This is a genomic window from Neobacillus sp. B4I6 (assembly GCF_050434045.1).
Taxonomy (GTDB): domain Bacteria; phylum Bacillota; class Bacilli; order Bacillales; family Cytobacillaceae; genus Neobacillus.
This window is the reverse complement of sequence record NZ_JBNPWB010000002.1, coordinates 1,004,979-1,023,769: the sequence shown is the minus strand read 5'-3', so window position 1 is coordinate 1,023,769 and position 18,791 is coordinate 1,004,979. Positions and strand designations below refer to the sequence as shown.

General features: G+C 38.2%; 20 protein-coding genes, 1 pseudogene and 1 riboswitch. Of the genes and pseudogenes, 11 read left to right on the top strand and 10 right to left on the bottom strand.

The genetic code is table 11. From position 1 onward, the window contains the following. Positions 1–59: 59 nt before the first annotated feature. The 5 genes from QF028_RS07090 to QF028_RS07070 form a co-directional block, all read right to left on the bottom strand. Entirely contained in the window at positions 60–626 is a 567-nt protein-coding gene (locus tag QF028_RS07090) for a TetR/AcrR family transcriptional regulator (RefSeq protein WP_410889558.1), read from the bottom strand. Positions 627–757: 131 nt separating this feature from the next. Beyond that, complete coding sequence (locus tag QF028_RS07085) at positions 758–2,371, bottom strand: long-chain-fatty-acid--CoA ligase (protein WP_429464629.1); 1,614 nt, start codon at positions 2,369–2,371, stop codon at positions 758–760. Between the two features lie 72 nt (positions 2,372–2,443). Continuing rightward, positions 2,444–2,575 (bottom strand): hypothetical protein, encoded by a 132-nt coding sequence (locus QF028_RS07080; protein ID WP_429464628.1) that lies wholly within the window; start codon positions 2,573–2,575, stop codon positions 2,444–2,446. A gap of 29 nt (positions 2,576–2,604) precedes the next feature. Beyond that, on the bottom strand, positions 2,605–3,813 hold the full coding sequence (locus tag QF028_RS07075; RefSeq protein ID WP_429464627.1) for an acyl-CoA dehydrogenase family protein: 1,209 nt from the start codon (positions 3,811–3,813) through the stop codon (positions 2,605–2,607). Positions 3,814–4,044: 231 nt separating this feature from the next. After that, a complete protein-coding gene (locus QF028_RS07070) occupies positions 4,045–4,242 on the bottom strand; it encodes a hypothetical protein (RefSeq protein WP_066256390.1) in 198 nt (65 codons plus the stop codon). Between the two features lie 185 nt (positions 4,243–4,427). Here QF028_RS07070 and QF028_RS07065 point away from each other — a divergent pair, with 185 nt between their 5' ends. Then, positions 4,428–5,309 (top strand): VanW family protein, encoded by an 882-nt coding sequence (locus tag QF028_RS07065; RefSeq protein WP_429464626.1) that lies wholly within the window; start codon positions 4,428–4,430, stop codon positions 5,307–5,309. Positions 5,310–5,334: 25 nt separating this feature from the next. Here QF028_RS07065 and QF028_RS07060 read toward each other — a convergent pair whose 3' ends face one another. Further along, positions 5,335–5,607 carry a hypothetical protein gene (locus QF028_RS07060; protein ID WP_429464625.1) on the bottom strand — a complete coding sequence of 91 codons (273 nt, stop codon included), beginning with the start codon at positions 5,605–5,607 and terminating at the stop codon, positions 5,335–5,337. A 268-nt stretch (positions 5,608–5,875) separates the two neighbouring features. Here QF028_RS07060 and QF028_RS07055 point away from each other — a divergent pair, with 268 nt between their 5' ends. Further along, positions 5,876–6,589, top strand: a complete 714-nt coding sequence (locus QF028_RS07055) for a class I SAM-dependent methyltransferase (protein ID WP_429464624.1) — start codon at positions 5,876–5,878, stop codon at positions 6,587–6,589. A gap of 132 nt (positions 6,590–6,721) precedes the next feature. Then, positions 6,722–6,973 carry a sigma-G-dependent sporulation-specific acid-soluble spore protein CsgA gene (locus tag QF028_RS07050; protein ID WP_215007513.1) on the top strand — a complete coding sequence of 84 codons (252 nt, stop codon included), beginning with the start codon at positions 6,722–6,724 and terminating at the stop codon, positions 6,971–6,973. Between the two features lie 288 nt (positions 6,974–7,261). Here QF028_RS07050 and QF028_RS07045 read toward each other — a convergent pair whose 3' ends face one another. Continuing rightward, a complete protein-coding gene (locus tag QF028_RS07045; RefSeq protein ID WP_374103904.1) occupies positions 7,262–8,131 on the bottom strand; it encodes a YitT family protein in 870 nt (289 codons plus the stop codon). Between the two features lie 462 nt (positions 8,132–8,593). Between QF028_RS07045 and QF028_RS07040 the strand changes: the two genes are divergently transcribed. From QF028_RS07040 to QF028_RS07025, 4 genes are all read left to right on the top strand, one after another. Then, positions 8,594–9,847 (top strand): erythromycin esterase family protein, encoded by a 1,254-nt coding sequence (locus tag QF028_RS07040; protein WP_429464623.1) that lies wholly within the window; start codon positions 8,594–8,596, stop codon positions 9,845–9,847. A gap of 128 nt (positions 9,848–9,975) precedes the next feature. Beyond that, positions 9,976–10,179 (top strand): DUF1657 domain-containing protein, encoded by a 204-nt coding sequence (locus tag QF028_RS07035; RefSeq protein WP_088088548.1) that lies wholly within the window; start codon positions 9,976–9,978, stop codon positions 10,177–10,179. A 74-nt stretch (positions 10,180–10,253) separates the two neighbouring features. Then, positions 10,254–10,460: a DUF1657 domain-containing protein gene (locus tag QF028_RS07030; protein ID WP_088088549.1), complete on the top strand. Its 207-nt coding sequence runs from the start codon at positions 10,254–10,256 to the stop codon at positions 10,458–10,460. Between the two features lie 20 nt (positions 10,461–10,480). Next, the gene (locus tag QF028_RS07025) at positions 10,481–11,341 is read left to right on the top strand and encodes a DUF421 domain-containing protein (RefSeq protein WP_215007497.1); all 861 of its coding nucleotides are present in this window, start codon (positions 10,481–10,483) and stop codon (positions 11,339–11,341) included. A 52-nt stretch (positions 11,342–11,393) separates the two neighbouring features. Here the strand turns inward: QF028_RS07025 and QF028_RS07020 are convergent, their stop codons facing one another. After that, entirely contained in the window at positions 11,394–12,386 is a 993-nt protein-coding gene (locus tag QF028_RS07020) for a DMT family transporter (protein WP_429464622.1), read from the bottom strand. A 443-nt stretch (positions 12,387–12,829) separates the two neighbouring features. Here QF028_RS07020 and QF028_RS07015 point away from each other — a divergent pair. Further along, positions 12,830–13,679 (top strand): annotated as a pseudogene (locus QF028_RS07015) (transposase). A gap of 386 nt (positions 13,680–14,065) precedes the next feature. Next, positions 14,066–14,680, top strand: a complete 615-nt coding sequence (locus QF028_RS07010) for a PH domain-containing protein (RefSeq protein WP_088090510.1) — start codon at positions 14,066–14,068, stop codon at positions 14,678–14,680. Between the two features lie 41 nt (positions 14,681–14,721). On the opposite strand, the gene QF028_RS07005 is transcribed toward QF028_RS07010, so the two are convergent. Further along, positions 14,722–15,354 carry a nitroreductase family protein gene (locus tag QF028_RS07005; RefSeq protein WP_429464621.1) on the bottom strand — a complete coding sequence of 211 codons (633 nt, stop codon included), beginning with the start codon at positions 15,352–15,354 and terminating at the stop codon, positions 14,722–14,724. Positions 15,355–15,488: 134 nt separating this feature from the next. Between QF028_RS07005 and QF028_RS07000 the strand changes: the two genes are divergently transcribed. Then, positions 15,489–15,848, top strand: coding sequence for a winged helix-turn-helix transcriptional regulator (locus tag QF028_RS07000; RefSeq protein ID WP_251032779.1), 360 nt, complete (start codon positions 15,489–15,491; stop codon positions 15,846–15,848). Between the two features lie 65 nt (positions 15,849–15,913). On the opposite strand, the gene QF028_RS06995 is transcribed toward QF028_RS07000, so the two are convergent. Beyond that, entirely contained in the window at positions 15,914–16,726 is an 813-nt protein-coding gene (locus tag QF028_RS06995; RefSeq protein ID WP_429464620.1) for a YitT family protein, read from the bottom strand. Positions 16,727–16,957: 231 nt separating this feature from the next. Next, positions 16,958–17,148: riboswitch (Lysine riboswitch) on the top strand. 104 nt (positions 17,149–17,252) lie between these two features. On the opposite strand from QF028_RS06995, the gene QF028_RS06990 reads away from it, so the two are divergent. Further along, complete coding sequence (locus QF028_RS06990; RefSeq protein ID WP_410885914.1) at positions 17,253–18,734, top strand: amino acid permease; 1,482 nt, start codon at positions 17,253–17,255, stop codon at positions 18,732–18,734. Positions 18,735–18,791 lie beyond the last annotated feature (57 nt).

Here is an 18,791-nt window from a genome sequence, read left to right as displayed (position 1 = left end):
TGGTATTCGCCTTGAAAAAAAGGGTAATTTCTACAAAAACCCTCTTCCCAATTTTTTCTTCAATTAACTTGGATTCCCTTTAAAATCATTTCGACAAAAATCTCTGCAACTTCCCGGTCAGAGACCCTTCCGTTTGGGTTAAACCATTGGTAGCTCCAATTGGTTATGCCAAGAATTCCCATTGTAATAATCTGCACATCTAACTCGGGCCGGAACTCACCTTTTTCTACTCCTGTCCGAATCAGGACTTCTATATTGAGACGGAATTGATCTCTTTTTTGAACAATTAATTCAATATGATCTGAACTTAAATTATTTATTTCTCTAAAGAAAATTTTTGCAGCCGCTCCTTGACTGGAAATACTTGTAATAAGCATATTAACAATCTCAAATAATTTTTCCTTACAAGACTTCGAAGCATCTTTTAATATCTGCTCCTGGTAAAAAAGTAATCCATCTATATATCCGAGGTGGATATCCATCAGCAATTCTTCCTTACTCGAAAAGTAATAGTAGAATGTACCCTTTGTCACACCAAGAGAATCCACAACGTCTTGAATTGACGTCTCGGTGAATCCTTTTTTTTCAAAAAGCCGGATGCTTTGAGCTGTAATTTTTTCCTTCACATTATGTCCTCGCATTCTGTAAAAATGTCTATTGAGAATTATATCATAATCTATAAGACCCCTATAAGCACAAACGAGGATTTCTACTATCTATACTATTTTCGGAAACATTTTCAACTATCTATAAGCTTTTATATATTTATCACTTCGTCCCTTAAAGCACGACGGAGAATTTTTCCAACATTTGTTTTTGGAAGTTGATTGCGGAATTCGACATTGCGCGGTACTTTATAGGCTGCCAAGTTTTGCTTACAATATTGGATTATTTCTTCTTCTGTTACGGTTTTGTCAGCCTTTATTACTATGACGGCTTTCACATCTTCTCCTCGGTACGGATCGGGAACTCCAATACAGACCGCCTCTTGTACAGCTGGATGTTCGTAAAGGACTTCTTCAATATCACGTGGATAGACATTGAAGCCACTGGCAATGATTAAATCTTTTTTGCGATCAACGATGTATAGATAACCATCCTCGTCTACCTTGGCAATATCACCCGTGTATAACCAGCCGTCACGGAGGGTATTTGCTGTTTCTTCCGGCATATTCCAATACCCCTTCATAATCTGTGGTCCCTTAATGATGACTTCCCCTAGTTCACCAACAGGCACTGCTTCAGTCCCTGTTGCTAAATCCACTATTTTGTATTCAGTGGATGGGACGCCAATCCCAACGCTGCCAGGTTTGCGTACTGAAAATGGCGGGTTGCAATGGGTGGTCGGTGAGGCTTCTGATAATCCATAACCTTCTAAGATTTTAGAACTTGTTTTCTTTTCAAAGCTGCGGAGCAGTTCAATTGGCATTGGCGCGCTTCCACTGTTACACGTTTTAATACTGTTAATCCCGTATTCTTCGGCACGAGGATGGCTTGTTATCGCTACATACATGGTTGGGACACCTGGAAAAACAGTAGGTTGTTCATTCTTGATCGTGTTTAATACTTCCTCTAATTCAAATCGAGGAAGCATGATCGATTCAGAGGCTGTAAAAATCGAAAAGTTCATACAAGAACTCATCCCGAAAACATGGGAGAGTGGAATGACCGTTAGAAAACGCTCGTTCCCGATTTCCATTTCTTCTTTAAAGAACTCGTAACACTGAATCACATTTGCTAGAACATTTCGGTGCGTCAGCATCGCACCTTTCGATCTTCCTGTTGTGCCACCAGTATATTGAAGGACGGCTACATCATGCAGAGGGTCCATTTCAATCGGGAGGATGCTTCCGTTACTTTCCGATAAGAAGCTTTCAAAGCTTCTGTCCGGGGCAAATTCATGTCCTGGAGGCTGGAGGCTGACAACAATGATATTCTTTAGGTTGGTAAGTGCTTGAACACTTTTCACCCTTGGATAGAGGGCATCGAGAACTACAATGGTTTCCGCTCCGGAGTCCCTCAGTATATATTTAAGCTCTCGTTCGACTGACATTGGATTCACTTGGGTAACAATCGCCCCAGCCGTAAGAATTCCGTAATAGGTTAGGACATATTGCGGACAGTTCGGGAGCATAATGGCAACTCGGTCGCCTTTTTGAACCTGATTTTGCTGCAAAGCAGATGTAAAGTTATGAACTAGCGAGTTTAATTGCTGATAAGAAAATTTCCTTCCATAAAAGGATAGAGCATTATTATCAGGATATTTTTCCGTTGTCTCCTGAAGAATTTGTCCTAAAGGCTTATTTGGAATCGTCACATTTGTTTCGATAGTTTCCGGATAATGGGCTAACCAGGCTTTCTTACCACTCATCGATTTTCCTCCCAAAATGTCTTATAAACTCACTAATGGTTTTTTACCATTTGCTATAGAGCATCTAAAATGCTAAGCCGCCACCGTCAACAGTCGGGTTGTACCTGTAATAAAAGACGCTTCATCTGAAGCTAATAACACCGTATTTGCGGAATCGAAATCTACGACGGCAACCCTTGATTGCTGTTTCCCTAGTAATCTCATAGTTCTCAGCCCTTCTTCAAGTCTAAATTCTATTGATATTTTCTCAATTCTAGCTTGGCAACCTGTGCACGATGGACTTCATCAGGTCCATCTGCTAATCTTAATGTTCTTGCGTTTGCCCATTGGGCAGCAAGTGTAAAATCGTTTGAAACTCCTGCAGCACCCAGTGCCTGAATGGCACGATCAAGGACACGTAATGCCATTGACGGGGCGACTACTTTAATCATAGCAATCTCTGCTTTTGCTTCTTTATTACCAACAGTATCCATCATAAAGGCAGCTTTTAAGGTAAGGAGTCTTGCCTGTTCAATTTCGATCCTAGAATCTGCAATCCATTCACCAATTACCCCTTGCTGTGCTAATAGTTTTCCAAAAGCAGTCCGTTCCTGAACACGCTTACATAATTCCTCAAGCGCTCGTTCAGCTGCACCAATTAATCTCATACAATGATGTATTCTTCCAGGCCCTAATCTCCCTTGCGCAATTGCGAACCCTCTCCCTTCTCCCCAAAGGATATTTTCGAGCGGTACGCGCACATTTTCATAGGTGATTTCTCCGTGTCCATGCGGGGCATGGTCATAGCCGAATACAGGGAGCATCCGTTCAATTTTCACACCTGGGGAATCAAGTGGAACGAGAATCATCGACTGTTGTTCATGACGGTTGGCAGACGGATCTGTTTTCCCCATAACAATCGCAATCTTGCAACGAGGATCACCTGCACCAGATGACCACCATTTCCGACCATTAATAACGTACTCATCGCGATCTCTTTCGATCCTAGCTTCGATGTTAGTCGCATCCGCTGAAGCCACAGCTGGCTCTGTCATCGAAAAGCAAGAACGAATTTCACCTGCTAACAACGGCCTTAACCATTGTTCCTTATGCTTCTCTGTCCCATAGCGTACGATAACTTCCATGTTTCCCGTGTCAGGCGCACTACAGTTAAATACCTCTGGACCTATAAGAGACCTTCCCATAATTTCACATAAAGGAGCATATTCCTGATTAGTTAATCCGGCACCCAATTCACTTTCTGGTAAAAATAAGTTCCAGAGCCCTTCCGCCTTTGCTTTTCCCTTCAGTTCCTCCATAATCGGCGGCACCGCACTCCAACGGCTTTCTTGTTCATTTAGTTGCTGCTCGTAAATACGCTCATTGGGATAAACATTCGCTTCCATAAAGGCCGTTAATTTTTCCTGTAACTCTTTCACTCGTTGAGAATATGAAAAATCCAATATTTCCACTCCCTCCCTCATACTAACCAGTTGGTATGTTGTACTTTTAATTATACCTGTAAATATTAAATATTCAAATTAATTTCTAAATATTCTATAACATTTAGTATACAGGGGAGTCTAATAGAACAAATTTTAAAAATTATCTGAGCTAGTAAAGTAAAAGAGTGGGCCAAGAAAAGTCAAACCAATACCATCATCCTGCAATAGACATTTCCTGACCTTGGTTTATTAAAACCTTTTAGTAAATGATCTTTTCTGTTTATTCATTACTTCATGCGATTTTTCGATAATATCTGTTAGTACATCTCCTTTATAAATTCTACCCAGCTTCAATCCTTGCTGGTAATACTCAACAATTTCGTCCAGCAGCAAGGAAGTTTCCTTCGTAATTCTTACGTTTAATTGAATTCTTTCGTTTTCAGCCAAGATAAACACTCCTATTTATTCGCTAACAATTTGCTAGCACTTTTCTATTCCATTGTTATCATCTACAAATATACTATATTTCTACATTCTTTTCAGTAGAAATAAAAAATTTGGATAACTCTTTCTTTGTGGGTACATGAATTTGCATAGTTCGACTAATATTATTATAAGGAGGGTTGCTGGTTATGTTTAAGACTTTGATTTTGGGGCTTTTCCTAATGGTCCAACAGGGAAATTCGTCCGATAGTTTAACTATTACAAAGAATGGTCAAATCGTGGCCAATATGAATCGAGAAGACTTTGCTCTATCTCATACTGGTTTGCCATTATTAAATTCTCAAAAATTAAATCAGTTTTTAGACCAACTGGATAAACAATTTTCTGCTGCACCTGAAAACGCCAGCTTAGATCAGTTTGGGGTAATTATACCCGAACGAACAGGTTCTCGAATCCATCGCCAGGCCTTTACTGAACAATTCTATGCCTATTTTTTTGGTTCTAAAAGGGAAAATTTAGAATTACCTATTCTTACTGTTTATCCAAAGGTGGATAGTGAATTACTTGGTGAAATTCGCAGCATGCGAATTGGGCGCTATGTCACTTCTTTTAATTCTCGCAACAAAAAAAGGTCTAACAATATTCAGTTAGCAACAAAGGCCATAAATAATTATGTTGTTTTTCCTGGTGAAAGATTTTCTTTTAATCAAGTGGTAGGTAAACGAACAGCTGCCAAAGGTTACCAACGGGCTCCTGTTATTGTGAAGGGGGAGTTCTCAGAAGACATTGGCGGAGGTATTTGCCAGGTCTCTTCTACTCTCTATAATGCGATTGACAATGCTGGGATCAAGATTCTGGAGCGTTTTTCTCATACCAGAAAAGTTCCCTATATTCCTCCTGGACGAGACGCAACAGTAAGTTGGTATGGTCCCGATTTTGAATTTAAGAATAACTATAACCAGCCCATATTAATCAGAGCACGGACATTAGGAAATTTATTAATCATAAAAATTTATTCTTCCGAGAATATTAGCTACTCACCAAAGAAAATTCCTAATCCCCAATATTAAAAAAGTCCGCAATGCGGACTTTTTTTTAACGTTTATTATCTTTATTTAATGCACTCATCAATAGTTCTTCCGAAAATTCTGTTATCGCTTGATTATCCATTAAATTAAGATTTGTTTTTGGCGTAAAGTTCTTTACCATATTCTGAAAAGGAAGTGCAAGGTCCTTTCGTTTTCCCTTTGTCACTCCAAAAACAGCAGCACTTATACCAATGCCTAATAGAGATGCCCACATAGCTCCTCTACTTTTTCGTTTTCTTCCAAACATATTGAAAAACGGCTGAACTTTTACTTTTTTCATCCAAAGCACTCCTTCATATTGAAATGGAAAGGAATCCACCCCTTCCATTTCATTAATTTGCGCGTAATCGCTTAAAATATTAGAAGGAAACTGAACATAATTTGTTATTTGCTGGTAAGTTTTTGAGTGATAAATGTTTTAATGGTCAATTATTTGTTTACATAATATTTCTATTGTTACTTGTTATTCCGGATCACTATTTAGAAAGAACCTCTCTCCACTAGTTATCATAAAATGCTAAAAGATCATTGAGGTGGTGTCTTTATTTATGGGAGGTTTAACCTATATTGACTTCTTGGCCAAATTTGGCGTGGGTGGGGCCCATCCAGGTGGTATCCCATTAACAAAAAACATACTGTCTGGTGAAAACATTACAAACAAATCCAGCATTTTAGATGCAGGCTGCGGCACTGGACAAACCGCGGCATATTTATATCAGCAATATAAGGCAATGGTAGTAGGACTTGAAATCAATCCAATCATGATAGATAAAGCAAGAAGGCGCTTTCAATCATTAAATTTACCCATTCAGTTAATCCCAGGGTCTGTTGAGAAAATTCCCTTTAAAGACAATAACTTTGACTTTATTTTATCTGAATCCGTTTTAGCTTTTGTTAATAAACCGACCGCACTAAGAGAATTTTATCGAGTCTTAAAAAAAGGTGGACGTTTTATTGCAAACGAAATGACGATAAACACAAAGCTAAGTCAGGATGAAGAAGCTGAAATCATGAAATTTTATGCTTTAGATTCATTATTAATGGAGGATGATTGGAGAAAGTTATTAGAGAAAACAGGCTTTCAAGATATTGTCCTAAAAATCGAAAACACCGCTATCAGTCATGGGAACAATACAGCAGAGTTCAATTTTTCCAAAAATTTTGAACCTGAACTTTTCCAAATATTAAATGAACATGGAAATATTGTCTTAAAATACCAGGATATTTTAAGCTATCGAATCATCACTTGTTCGAAATCTTAATTGTTTATTACAAGCCTCTCTCTTAAGTGTGTTTATCAGAGGCTTTTTTACTGGCCAGCTATTTCCTAACTTTCGCATGTATATTAAAGGAATCTCGTTAAAAAATATGTGGTGAAAGGATAGGTGAAAACCTTGGATAAAACTTTGGGCTACTTAAGAGAAACTTTGTCAAATTACACTGATGACCATTCCGAAGGCAGGCATATTTACCGCAAACTATCGGAAGGTCGCTATGCCTCCGAAGGATCCTTTGTTCGAGATTTGAACCAAAAAGAAATTGCATTTTTAAATAGAATGCTGCCGAAAGAAATTAACTATGCAAAAGAAGAGCAAGATGAAAAAAGGGCTCACGAGCTAAATGAAGTGTTTGAGCTTTTATTCTGAGATTTACTTTATAAAAAAGATGGCAGGAAAAGGGAAATATCCTGCCATCTTTTTTGGAAATAATTCATTTTTCGCAAAATTATTTCCGAGGTAAGCGCAAGGTACGACAAAAGTACCATTCATCAACTCGGGAATTTCAGCATTATCTGACATGAAAATACAAGAAACACACCAAACTAATCGTGATTTTACCGCATTTTAGCCCCATAACGACAAATTGCCAATTTACGTCTAATTTCTACTATAAAGTCAAAGTTCCGCAAAAAAGAAGCCGATGTTTCCCAGCTTCTAATGGATGTCTTTTTTCTTAAATCTGCCACCACGTACCTCAGCGATATCCGCAACAGCTAGAAAGGCACTGTCATCATTTTCAGTAACAATTTCCTTCAATTTTGCTTCTTCAAGACGATTGATAACGCAAAAGATGACTTTTTTATCATCACCTGAATATGCGCCCTCACCATTGATATATGTGACACCTCGACCCAGACGATTCATGATAGCATCACCAATTTGCTTAGCATTGTCACTAATGATCCAAACAGATTTAGATTCATCAAGGCCAGTAATGGTAATATCAATCGTTTTGTAAGCAACAAAATAGGCAATTAGTGAATACATTGCACGGTCCCACGTAAACACAAAACCGGCACACCCGAGGATAAAAAGATTAAAGAACATAATAATTTCTCCGACGGAAAAAGGAAGCTTTTTATTAAAAAGAATCGCTAAAATTTCGGTACCGTCCAATGACCCTCCATAGCGAATCACTATGCCTACGCCTATACCTAGCACAATTCCTCCAAAAACTGTCGCAAGGAGAATATCCTGTGTAAAAGCTGGGACTGGATGGAGTAGAGTAGTTCCAATAGAAAGGATGAGAATCCCATAAAGTGTTGATAATGCGAAGGTTTTTCCTATTTGTTTATAACCAATAAAGAAAAAAGGTATATTAAGAATAAAGAGGAATATCCCTAATTTCCAACCTGTAACATACGAAAGCATAATAGAAATCCCAGTGATTCCACCGTCAATTACATTGTTGGGAACGAGGAAAATTTCTAAGCCCACTGCCATCAGGGCGGCACCAAGAGTGATTAATAAAATGCGTTGCAGGATCTTTCTCTTTGTTAATCTCCGGTGCTGAATTTTCGCCATAATCTCTTCCTGTTGTTGAATTAAATTTAATTCTTGTATTCCTGACATTATCTGGCCCCTTTCAAAAATAATTTCCTACCTTTATTATAACGAATAATCAGTACTATTTATAATAAAATGCTTCTTTATTTCTATACTCCTCGAATGAAAAAAGAAGCTACCTCAACTAGTGAAGTAACTCCTTAATTTTATTAACACCTTAGGGAACCCAACCATGATATCAGCTGATAGATAATTAAATGAAATTCCCTTTTAGCAATCTTATCAATCTAAATGGAAACCTTTACCTATCCCCGATGTGTGTTTGTTCCGTAGAAGGAATTAATTCAAAATTATAACACGTAATTTTTTGAATTTACGGACTATTTGTGTCAAAAATGTTAATTATTGGGTATTTAGGTTAATGAGATAAAGGGGATATTATAGAAAATTGAGGCCTAATGGAAAGGAATGCTCTAACCTATGATTAAAGCCATTAATACCTACGCAAAACCTTTTGAAACAATTGATGATCTTGACCCATTAATAGCCGCTATTGGTGATAAAAGATTTGTCCTACTGGGTGAATCCTCTCATGGCACTTCAGAGTTTTATACACTTCGTGCAGAGTTAACAAAAAGACTAATCAAGGAAAAAGGGTTTTCATTTATTGCTGTTGAAGGCGATTGGCCGTCCTGCCAAAGCATCAATCGTTACATTAAAGGATTTAACCAATCATCACAAGACATTAGAGATGTGCTCGAGGATTTTAATAGATGGCCAACCTGGATGTGGGCAAACCATGAAATCATTGGGCTCATTGAATGGTTAAAAGAGTATAATCACCATAACAACAGAGCCCAAAAAGTCGGTTTTTATGGCTTGGATGTGTATAGTCTTTGGGAAAGTATGGATGAAATTATTCATTATTTAGAAAGGACCAATTCTCCCAGCCTTAAGGAGGCCAAAAAAGCATTTTCTTGCTTTGAGCCCTTTAATCGCAATCATGAATCCTATGCTGTTTCAGCCGGATACCTCTCTGAGAATTGTACAAAGGAAGCACTTGAACTTCTAGCATCCATCCGGAAAAACAAATGGAAATTCGATGACGACCAGGAAAACAGCTTGAATATGGAGGTAAATGCCATTGTTACTGCAAATGCAGAGGAATATTATCGGACAATGGTCACTAGTGATTCTAAGTCATGGAATGTTCGAGACAAGCATATGGTCGAAGCACTCAACTCAGTACGAAGATTTTATGGTGATGATGCAAAGGTAATCATATGGGAGCATAATACACATGTAGGTGATGCCCGAGCAACTGATATGAAGGATGAAGGAATGGTGAATGTCGGACAACTAATTAGAGAAGAAAACGGGGCCGAAAATGTTTTTATTGTAGGGTTTGGTACGTATAGCGGTACGGTAATTGCCTCCACCGAATGGGGAGTTGACTTTCAAAAAACGGAGGTACCTCCCGCCCAACCCGGAAGCTGGGAATCACTTATGCATAAGACAGGGGCTGTAAATAAATATTTGATATTTAATGAACAGAACCGTCATGAATTTACAACAACGATTGGGCATAGAGCAATTGGTGTGGTTTACCGGCCGGAATACGAACAATATGGTAATTACGTCCCATCGAAAATGGGGCTGCGATATGATGGATTTATTTTTATTGATAAAACAAATGCGTTGCACCCGCTAGTTCTAGAAAATATTCTTGTCTAATGGGATTTTCCAGATAATGTTTCAGGGAAATTTAGACTAGGCAAAAAAACATTAAATACATATCCACCCGAATAATCCACATACTATTTTTGTAATTTCATTTTATATCAGGAAAGAAGGATTATGTAATGACAGTAGGAACTCAGGTAAAACAAGCATTAGCTGGACTAAAAAGTGCACAGGCAAGTTTTGAAGGATTCGCATTAGCAACTGATAACCAAAATGCAAAGCAGCTTTATCAACAAGCAGCCCAACAAACTCAATCGGTTCTAGATAGCTTAGAACCACGTCTTCAAGAAATTTTGAACGAAGAACCACAATACAATCAATAAAAGCAGTTTTAGGTTGGCGATTCTGCCAACCCCTTTTTCATTTTTTAATTTTCTTATGAAAGGAAGTTAAATTTGTGACAATCGCTTCTAATGTCAAGCAATGTCTCTCTACCATTAAGGGGATCGAAGCACAATTGTCTTCCTTCGCCTTAAATTCACTCGATAAAGACGCTCAAGCTATTTTTCATGAAGCTACACTAACGATTGAAGAGGTAAAGAAGGATCTACAATACCGTGTTTTGGAACTTGAACGACATGAACCCCAATATATGGGTTCATAAAATTTTGAGGAGAGAAACTAATGCCAGATTGGATTTTTATCATAACTCGTTCATTAATTTTTTTGGGACTTTTATTTATTACAACAAAAGTACTTGGAAAGAAACAAATCTCTGAGCTCTCTTTCTTTGAATATGTTGCAGGAATTACCATTGGAAGTATTGCCGGTGAAGTAGTTACTGGACTAGAAGCAAATGTATGGCATGGAATGTTAGCCGTCCTCATTTTCTTCTTGGTAACTTTCCTCGTTGACTTTGTCTCTCTAAAGAGTAAAGCTTTTCGTGATTTTGCTGAAGGTAAAGGAACCGTGGTCATTAAAGATGGGAAGGTCCTAGAAAATAATCTAAAAAAAGAAAAATATTCGATTGACGAACTTTCTGCGTTACTTCGACAAAAGGATATTTTTAGGATTGCAGACGTAGAATTTGCTGTGTTGGAACCGCGTGGAAATTTAAGCACACTATTAAAAACAGAAAACCGTCCTTTGACACCTAAAGATTTACAAATGAAAATGGCGAAAGAAAAAGAACCACAAACAGTCATTATGGACGGGAATATCATCGATGAATCATTAAGATGTTCCGGAAAAGGCAGAGGCTGGCTTTATACAGAGTTAGAAAAACTAGATGTGACTCTTGATAATGTCTTCATAGGCCAAGTCGATTCCTATGGAGAGCTAACGGTCGATCTATATGATGATAAAATTCAAGTGCCAGCACCCGCACAACGTCCATTACTCCTGGCTACACTAAAAAAAGTTCAGGCTGATTTAGAGATCTTTTCTCTTGAGACAGATTGTGATAAATCAAAAGCAATGTACAAGAGAAATTCAGTAAAGGTACAAGAAACAATTGACAAGCTTAGTCCCTATTTAAACGGTTAAAAAAGGTCATGAACTACGAAAAAAAATCCTTATCAATCTAAATTGATAAGGATCAAACATTTCTAGGCACAGTTTTTTTATGACTCTCACTGCGATGATTTTTCGGGTTACTTTTATGCGAAAAAAAGCTGTGCAGGATCATTCCGACCATAACCAATACCATACCAAACCAGGATAATTCAGTCGGGAAAACAGTATTCAAAATTAACAATTCTCCTATTACTGCAAATAAGACCTCTATTGATTGCGTGGCCTCCACAGCAGCAAGCTTTTGCATATTTCCTCTAACAAGATCCGTTGCTTTAAAAAATAGAATGGTTGCAATTACTCCTGAGGTTACCGCAACAAGGCCAGATTGGACTATTTGTCCTTTACTTGGTGGACCAACAGTAAATAAACCATAAACAGATAAAACAACCCACAATGGCAGACTCGCTAATGTCATCCCTAATACCCGTTGAAAGACATCAAGACGCCCTCCGCAAATATCCATCATTTTTCTGTTTCCAAGCGGATAGGCAAATGAAGCGATTAGTACCGGAAGGACGCCTAAGGCGATTGCAGCAATCGATATGTGATTTGCCTGTTCCAATTGCATCAGAATAATTCCTAGGAGGATGATTAATGACATCCCTAAACCTTTAAAAGGAATTCTCCCCTTTTTCTGGATTGGTCCTTTTTCAGTCATAACCATTTCGTAAAAAAGTGGGGCCAGCAAGGAACCTGAGATGATTGTGACCTGCCATGTGGCTGCAATGAGCCAGCCTGGGGCATAGGCAGCCGAAAAACAAATCGGACCGTAAAATAAGCCAAATCCCACCGTGCTCCATATAAACCAACCGCCAGGTCGTTTTTTCATTTCCACAAGTAATGGTTTAAGATTTTTTCTTCCCATCACAATTGTGAAAAGAAATGGAACCATAAAGAAATACCTTAATGATGCACTCCAAATCCAACTACCCCCAGCCTGGTCCATCGATCGGTTAAGGATAAATGTAAATGCAAAAAAGAAAGCCGCAAGGATGCCTAAAATTAAGGGCCGCATGGTTCCTCTATCCCTTCTGTATCTATATTTAATATGTACATAGTGTATTTTCCATGAAAGGAGGGAAATCATCAAGTAGTTTCCCTCTCAGGCTGTCGAGAAACTTTCGACAGCCTCTTATTTTCTACAATAACTTTAACCATTCACCGCGTTAATTTATTATAATATTATTAATATATAGGCTTTGCAACATGTCTGTTGATTTGCGCTCCAGGCACTTCGCTTTCCGCGGGCGTGCCGGGGAGCCTCCTCGGCGCTGAAGCGCCTGCTTGGTCTCCCCTGCCCCGTACTCCCGCAGGAGTCTGCGTGCCTTCCGCGCAAATCAACAGAGCTGTAAAATCAATAATACACTGGTCTTAACACAACCAAACAATAAAAAATTAAGTGGTGAAATCTATGTTTAAACCAAGGTATCTACCCAAAGTGAATATGAATTTGTTTCTATTGATGAATTGGTTCCTGACAATCACCTTCTTCGTTTAATCGATAAATATATCGATCTTTCATTCCTTTTTGAAAAGGTACGTCCTTATTATAGTGATGATAACGGACGCCCTTCCAATCCCACTAGTCTATTTAAAATGATGTTTATTGGTTATATTTATGGCATCCGATCCGAGCGACAATTACAAAGAGAAATTGAAATGAATGTTGCCTACCGCTGGTTTTTAGGCCTGAAATTTAAGGATCCTGTTCCACACCACTCAACGATTTGGATTTAAGGTAGAAACTGTGGCACTTGATTCCGGTTATCTCACGAACCCGATTTGTAAGGGATTATCTGACCGAAATATCTTTGGAGTAATTGCCCAAAGAAGATTTCATCCTACTACTGGTTTATTCCCAAAATGGAAATTTACATATGATAAAGAACGAGATCTATACGTTTGTCCTAATAATTAAGAATTACCCTACAGAACAACAAACCGTGAGGGTTATAAAGAATATAAGTCTGATTCGAAGAAATGTGAAAACTGCCCACTTCTTTCCCAATGTACACGCTCCAAAAATAAGGTAAAAGTAGTGACACGTCATGTTTGGGAAGAGCACAAGGAAAAGGTAAGGGAAAATCGCTTATCTAAATCTGGAAAAATGCTTTATAAATTTAGAAAGGAAAAAATTGAGCGAAGCTTCGCAGACTCAAAAGAGCTGCACGGGCTTCGCTATTGCCGGTTACGGGGATTGAAGAAAGCAAGCGAACAGGCTCTCCTTACAGCAGCCTGCCAAAATATGAAAAAGATTGCAACACAATTAGCAAGGCTAGAAAAAGTGTGTTGCAATTCTTTAGGTTGATTACCTCCCTGTTGATTTCCGCGGAAGGCACGAAGACTCCTGCGGGAGGACGGGGCTGGGGAGACCCCGCAGGCGCTAGCGCCGAGGAGGCTCCCCGGACCGCCCGCGGAAAGCGAAGTGCCTAGAGCGGAAATCAACAGGCCCATTAGCAGGTACAATGAATAATTAAATGCTGAGAATAAAAAATTGCTGAGAAAAATACCCTTTCTCGACAATCTGAGAGGGAAACCATCAAGTAGTTTCCCTCTTTTCATTATTTGTTTTTAGAAATCAGGTGCATACTACCATTTTTTAAAGCATAAAGTTTTTGGGATAAGGATGAAACTTTATTGTCCCCCATTCGTAAAAATGGATGGAATGATTTTATAAAAGTGAGGTTGATACCAATGTTTGGAAAAGTAGCAGCGGATATTTTGGGATTAAGTGATGTGGGTTCTGTCATTAAGCCGGAAAATTACGATAAGGTGGACGCAGATGATTATGTCATGCATGAAGACAATGAGAAAATTTATTTTCTCATCAAATCAAAGTCTGATGAATACTGTTTTACAAACAACGCCCTTATCCATTTAGATGGGACAAGTGCAACCAGCAAAAAGCGAATGCTCCATCGCTATAGTTATGCAACGAATAGAATTTCAGAGGTAAAACTCGAAACGGCCGGAACCGTTGACCTTGATGTAGAAATAAAATTTAAAATCGGCTCAGTTCCTTTCTCCATCGACGTTCATAAGAAACATATTGAAGAAGTTAAGGATTTATATAAAGCCTTAATCAAAATTTCAGAAATCTCACATGAAAATGAAATTTCGCTTCAGTTTGCTAAACAAAGCCTTGATGTCGCTTCCACTACTCTCGGTCGTGTGACAAGTGCGGACAGCAACTTGGTTGTTCAATTCAAAATGCTTAATCAAGCAGCCTTTCAATGGTTAGAAGACAGCAAAAAACAATATATAGTAAAAGATTTCGGCTATGTGTTTGAAAAGTATATTAATAACTAAAAAATTAAGTGGGCGCATGAAAAATTATCATGCGCCTACTTTTATCTATAATCTATTAATACATCCTGCAATGGTAAACGTGTTGTATTGAAAGCAGGTGCTGCCGCCTTCCCTACTGAAATCAACACAATTGGGAAAAGACGATCGGAGACATTGAACATTTTTACGAATTTATCTTTATCAAAGCCACCCATTGGAACGGTGTCATACCCTCTGTCTTTTGCAATTAACATCAACTGCATCGACACTAAACCAGCATCAAATGAGGCAATATTTTTCAAGACTTCTTCTGGAGCAAATGGGTATGTTTTATTTGTACCTTCTATTAATCGATTCATATTAGCTTCGTCCATCAAACCAGCCTCGTATGCACTTCGATAGACTGTTTCCACACTTTTATACATTTCCTTATCGCCTAATACTGCAATAACGGCAGACGCTGTTTCTACTTGCTCTTGATTGTTGGCGATTGCTCTTAGTTCCTTTTTCGCCTCCTGATCTTGAATTACAATAAAACGCCATGGTTGAAGATTACTAGAGGATGGTGCTTGTGTCGCTTCTTTTAGCATATCTTTAATTTCTTCTTGAGAAATATTGTATGTTGAATCATATTTTCTGACAGAGTGACGTTCTTTTATCACTTCAGATAAACTTTTTATTAACGTGGTTTGCATGAGAGATTTCCCCCTGTGAATTTTTAACTTACTAAAAGTAAGTTCTGATTCATCTTACTATTAGTAAGTACATATCGTCAAGTAATTCAAATATGTTATTATACAGTTAGAATAGTAAAAAAGAGGGATTTTATATGAGTGAACCTAACCACCAAGATTGTATGACTCATTCTGCAGAGGAAATTAAACATATATGTACTAACTTTCATAAGGCAATCGAATTTATTGGCAAACGTTGGATGGGTTCTGTTATTTATACGCTTATGGAAGGACCGAAGCGGTACCATGAAATAATATCATCTATTCCAGGAATATCTGATCGTCTCTTAACCGAACGCTTACGTGATTTAGAAAATGAGGGATTGATTGTCAAAAACGTCATTACTACCTCACCAAAAAAAGTGGAATATGAATTGACTCCAACTGGTAAAGAACTAGATGAGGTTATTCATGTGCTAATGAAATGGGTAAAAAAACGCGGGAAATCCCTGTGATGCTCGATAACTATCTTACACAAAAAAGGCTTGCTCTATTGTATAGAAGCAAACCTTTTTTGTTTTTATGGACTTGGCCGATGAAACAGCCCCATGACTTCAATTGTTTCGGTAATATTGACAAATGCTGATGGATCAACTTCTGAAATTAAGTTTTTAACTTCATTAAGTTCGTACCTAGAAATTACCGTTATCATTACGTTTCTTTGATGATTTGAGTAGCCGCCAACACCATCCATAATCGTCAGGCCTCGGTACAAGTTTGTTAGCAAATGATCTCTCATTTCTTCGCCCTTATCTGTAATGATCATTAAAGTTAATTTAGCATGATCTGTATAAATTGCATCCACCACTTTACCTGTAACAAAAATGGAAACCAAGGTATAAAGAGCAGAATCCCAATCAAATAAAAATCCACTGATCAAGATGACGACTGCATTCATGCCTGAAAGTAAAACACCAATCGGAAAATCCCTTTTTCTCGCCACAATCATGCCAATAATATCAAATCCCCCGGTCGATCCAGAACAGCGAAAAACTATTCCGACACCTAACCCGGTTAAAGCACCTCCGAAAATAGAAGAGAGAATCCTATCATCGGCAATGGCATGAACGGGAATTAAATAAAGGCCGATTGAGATAATTATTACAGAAAAGATGGAATTCACGATAAATCTTTTACCTAACATTTTATAACCAATAATCAATAACGGAAAATTCAGCAGGAAATTTGCCACCCCTGTATTAACAGGCGAGATCATCCCTAAAATCATAGAAATTCCGCTCAATCCACTGCTTAACACTTCATGAGGGATTAAGAAAAGGTTAAAGGCAACCACAACAATTAGAGATCCCGAAATCATTCCAACAATCTGCATGGTAAAAATCCTCCTATGAAAAACAGGAAATTAATTCTATTTAAAAATAATACCTATTCTCTCTTTTAAAGTAAATTAAATAATTTATTAAAAAGAAACTCAATTATCTGTCTATTCTAATTGATTGAATAAAGACTTCTTATTTCTGGAATAATATATTATTGACAATTCTAAAATAATATTTATACTTTAGTAATATATTAACTATATATGATAAATCCTCATCAAAACCGATGAGGTAGAGGTCGCGGTTTTTATCAGTAAAGCGGACGAGATGAGAGAGACATCCCTGACTCCGTTTGAAAGGAAAAGCTGCCGAAGTGTGCTTTCATCTCTGAAAAAGCATGCTGGGGCTGTCTCCAAATAGGAACAGAACTGTCACGCTTAAACCTACCAGCTAAGCGTGTTGAGCTATCTTTCGGAAGGTATGATGCGGGGTATTTACAATGCCATCGATACTTCTTCGATGGCATTTTTTTATTCCAAACTCCTTCTCGAAAAAATTAGAAAAAGAGGAGTCAAGACAATGCAAACAGCAAGAGTATTAAAAGAGAGTGAATATACTAGTGACTTAACAATACAACAGGATCCAACGGAATTAAAACGAAGTTTAAAATCCCGTCACCTCACAATGATTTCCCTTGGCGGGACGATTGGCACTGGACTTTTTCTAGCTAGCGGCGCCGCTATCCATAGTGCGGGACCCGGCGGGGCAATTCTTTCCTACCTTGTAATTGGTATTATGGTTTACTTTTTGATGCAGGGCTTAGCAGAAATGGGTGCCTATATGCCAGTTGCCGGAAGCTTTAGTACGTATGCAACCAAATTTGTCGATCCTTCCCTTGGTTTTGCTCTAGGCTGGAACTATTGGTATAACTGGGCGATTACGATTGCTGCCGAATTAGCTGCTGTAACAATGATTATGAAATTCTGGTTTCCACATACGCCTTCATTCATTTGGAGCGGCATCTTTTTAGTCATCATGTTTCTATTAAACTATCTTTCTGTTAAAGGATTCGGAGAAGCAGAATATTGGTTTTCCTTAATTAAAGTGGTTACAGTTATTATTTTTGTCGTTACTGGTACTTTAATGATCTTCGGCATCATGGGTAATGAAGCAATCGGCTTCAAAAACTTCACTGTTGGTGATGCTCCATTCCACGGCGGCTTTATGTCCATGCTGGGAATCTTTATGGCTGCAGGCTTCTCCTTCCAAGGAACAGAGCTTTTAGGTGTTGCTGCTGGTGAAACGGAGGATCCAAAGAAAGCTATTCCTCGTGCAGTGAAACAAGTTTTCTGGCGTATTTTATTATTCTATGTATTGGCTATACTAGTAATCGGACTGCTTATTCCATATACAAACGGGAATTTAGCAAATGGGGATATAACCGTTAGTCCATTTACGCTGGTTTTTCAAAAGGCAGGCATCGCTTTCGCCGCTTCAATCATGAATGCTGTTATTCTTACTGCTGTATTATCGGCAGGAAATTCAGGAATGTATGCATCCACTCGGATGCTTTGGGATTTGGCCCGTCAAGGCAAAGCACCGAAATTCCTTGGTAAATTAAACAAAAAAGGTGTTCCAGTCAATGCCTTAATTGCAACAACCTTAGTGGGAACACTCGCATTTCTTGCTTCCTTCTTTGGGGATGGAACGGTTTATGTATGGTTGTTAAACGCTTCTGGTATGTCCGGCTTTATCGCATGGCTCGGGATTGCAGTATGTCATTATCGATTCCGTAAAGCATTTGTCGCCCAAGGTAAGGACCTTAGCTTGTTACCATATAAATCAAAATTCTTCCCTTTTGGTCCGCTCTTCGCGTTTGCCGTTTGTGGGTTTGTTGTCTTAGGACAAAATTATTCAGCATTCACGGGTGACCAAATCGATTGGAATGGTGTTTTTGTTTCATATATCGGACTGCCATTATTCCTTATTGTATGGCTAGGATATAAATTCACAAAGAAAACTAAGGTTATACCTTTAGAAAAGTGTGATTTAAGAAATTAGTTTGTTTAGAAAAAAGCACGCGAAAATTTCCGCGTGCTTTTTTTAATCCAATAAAAA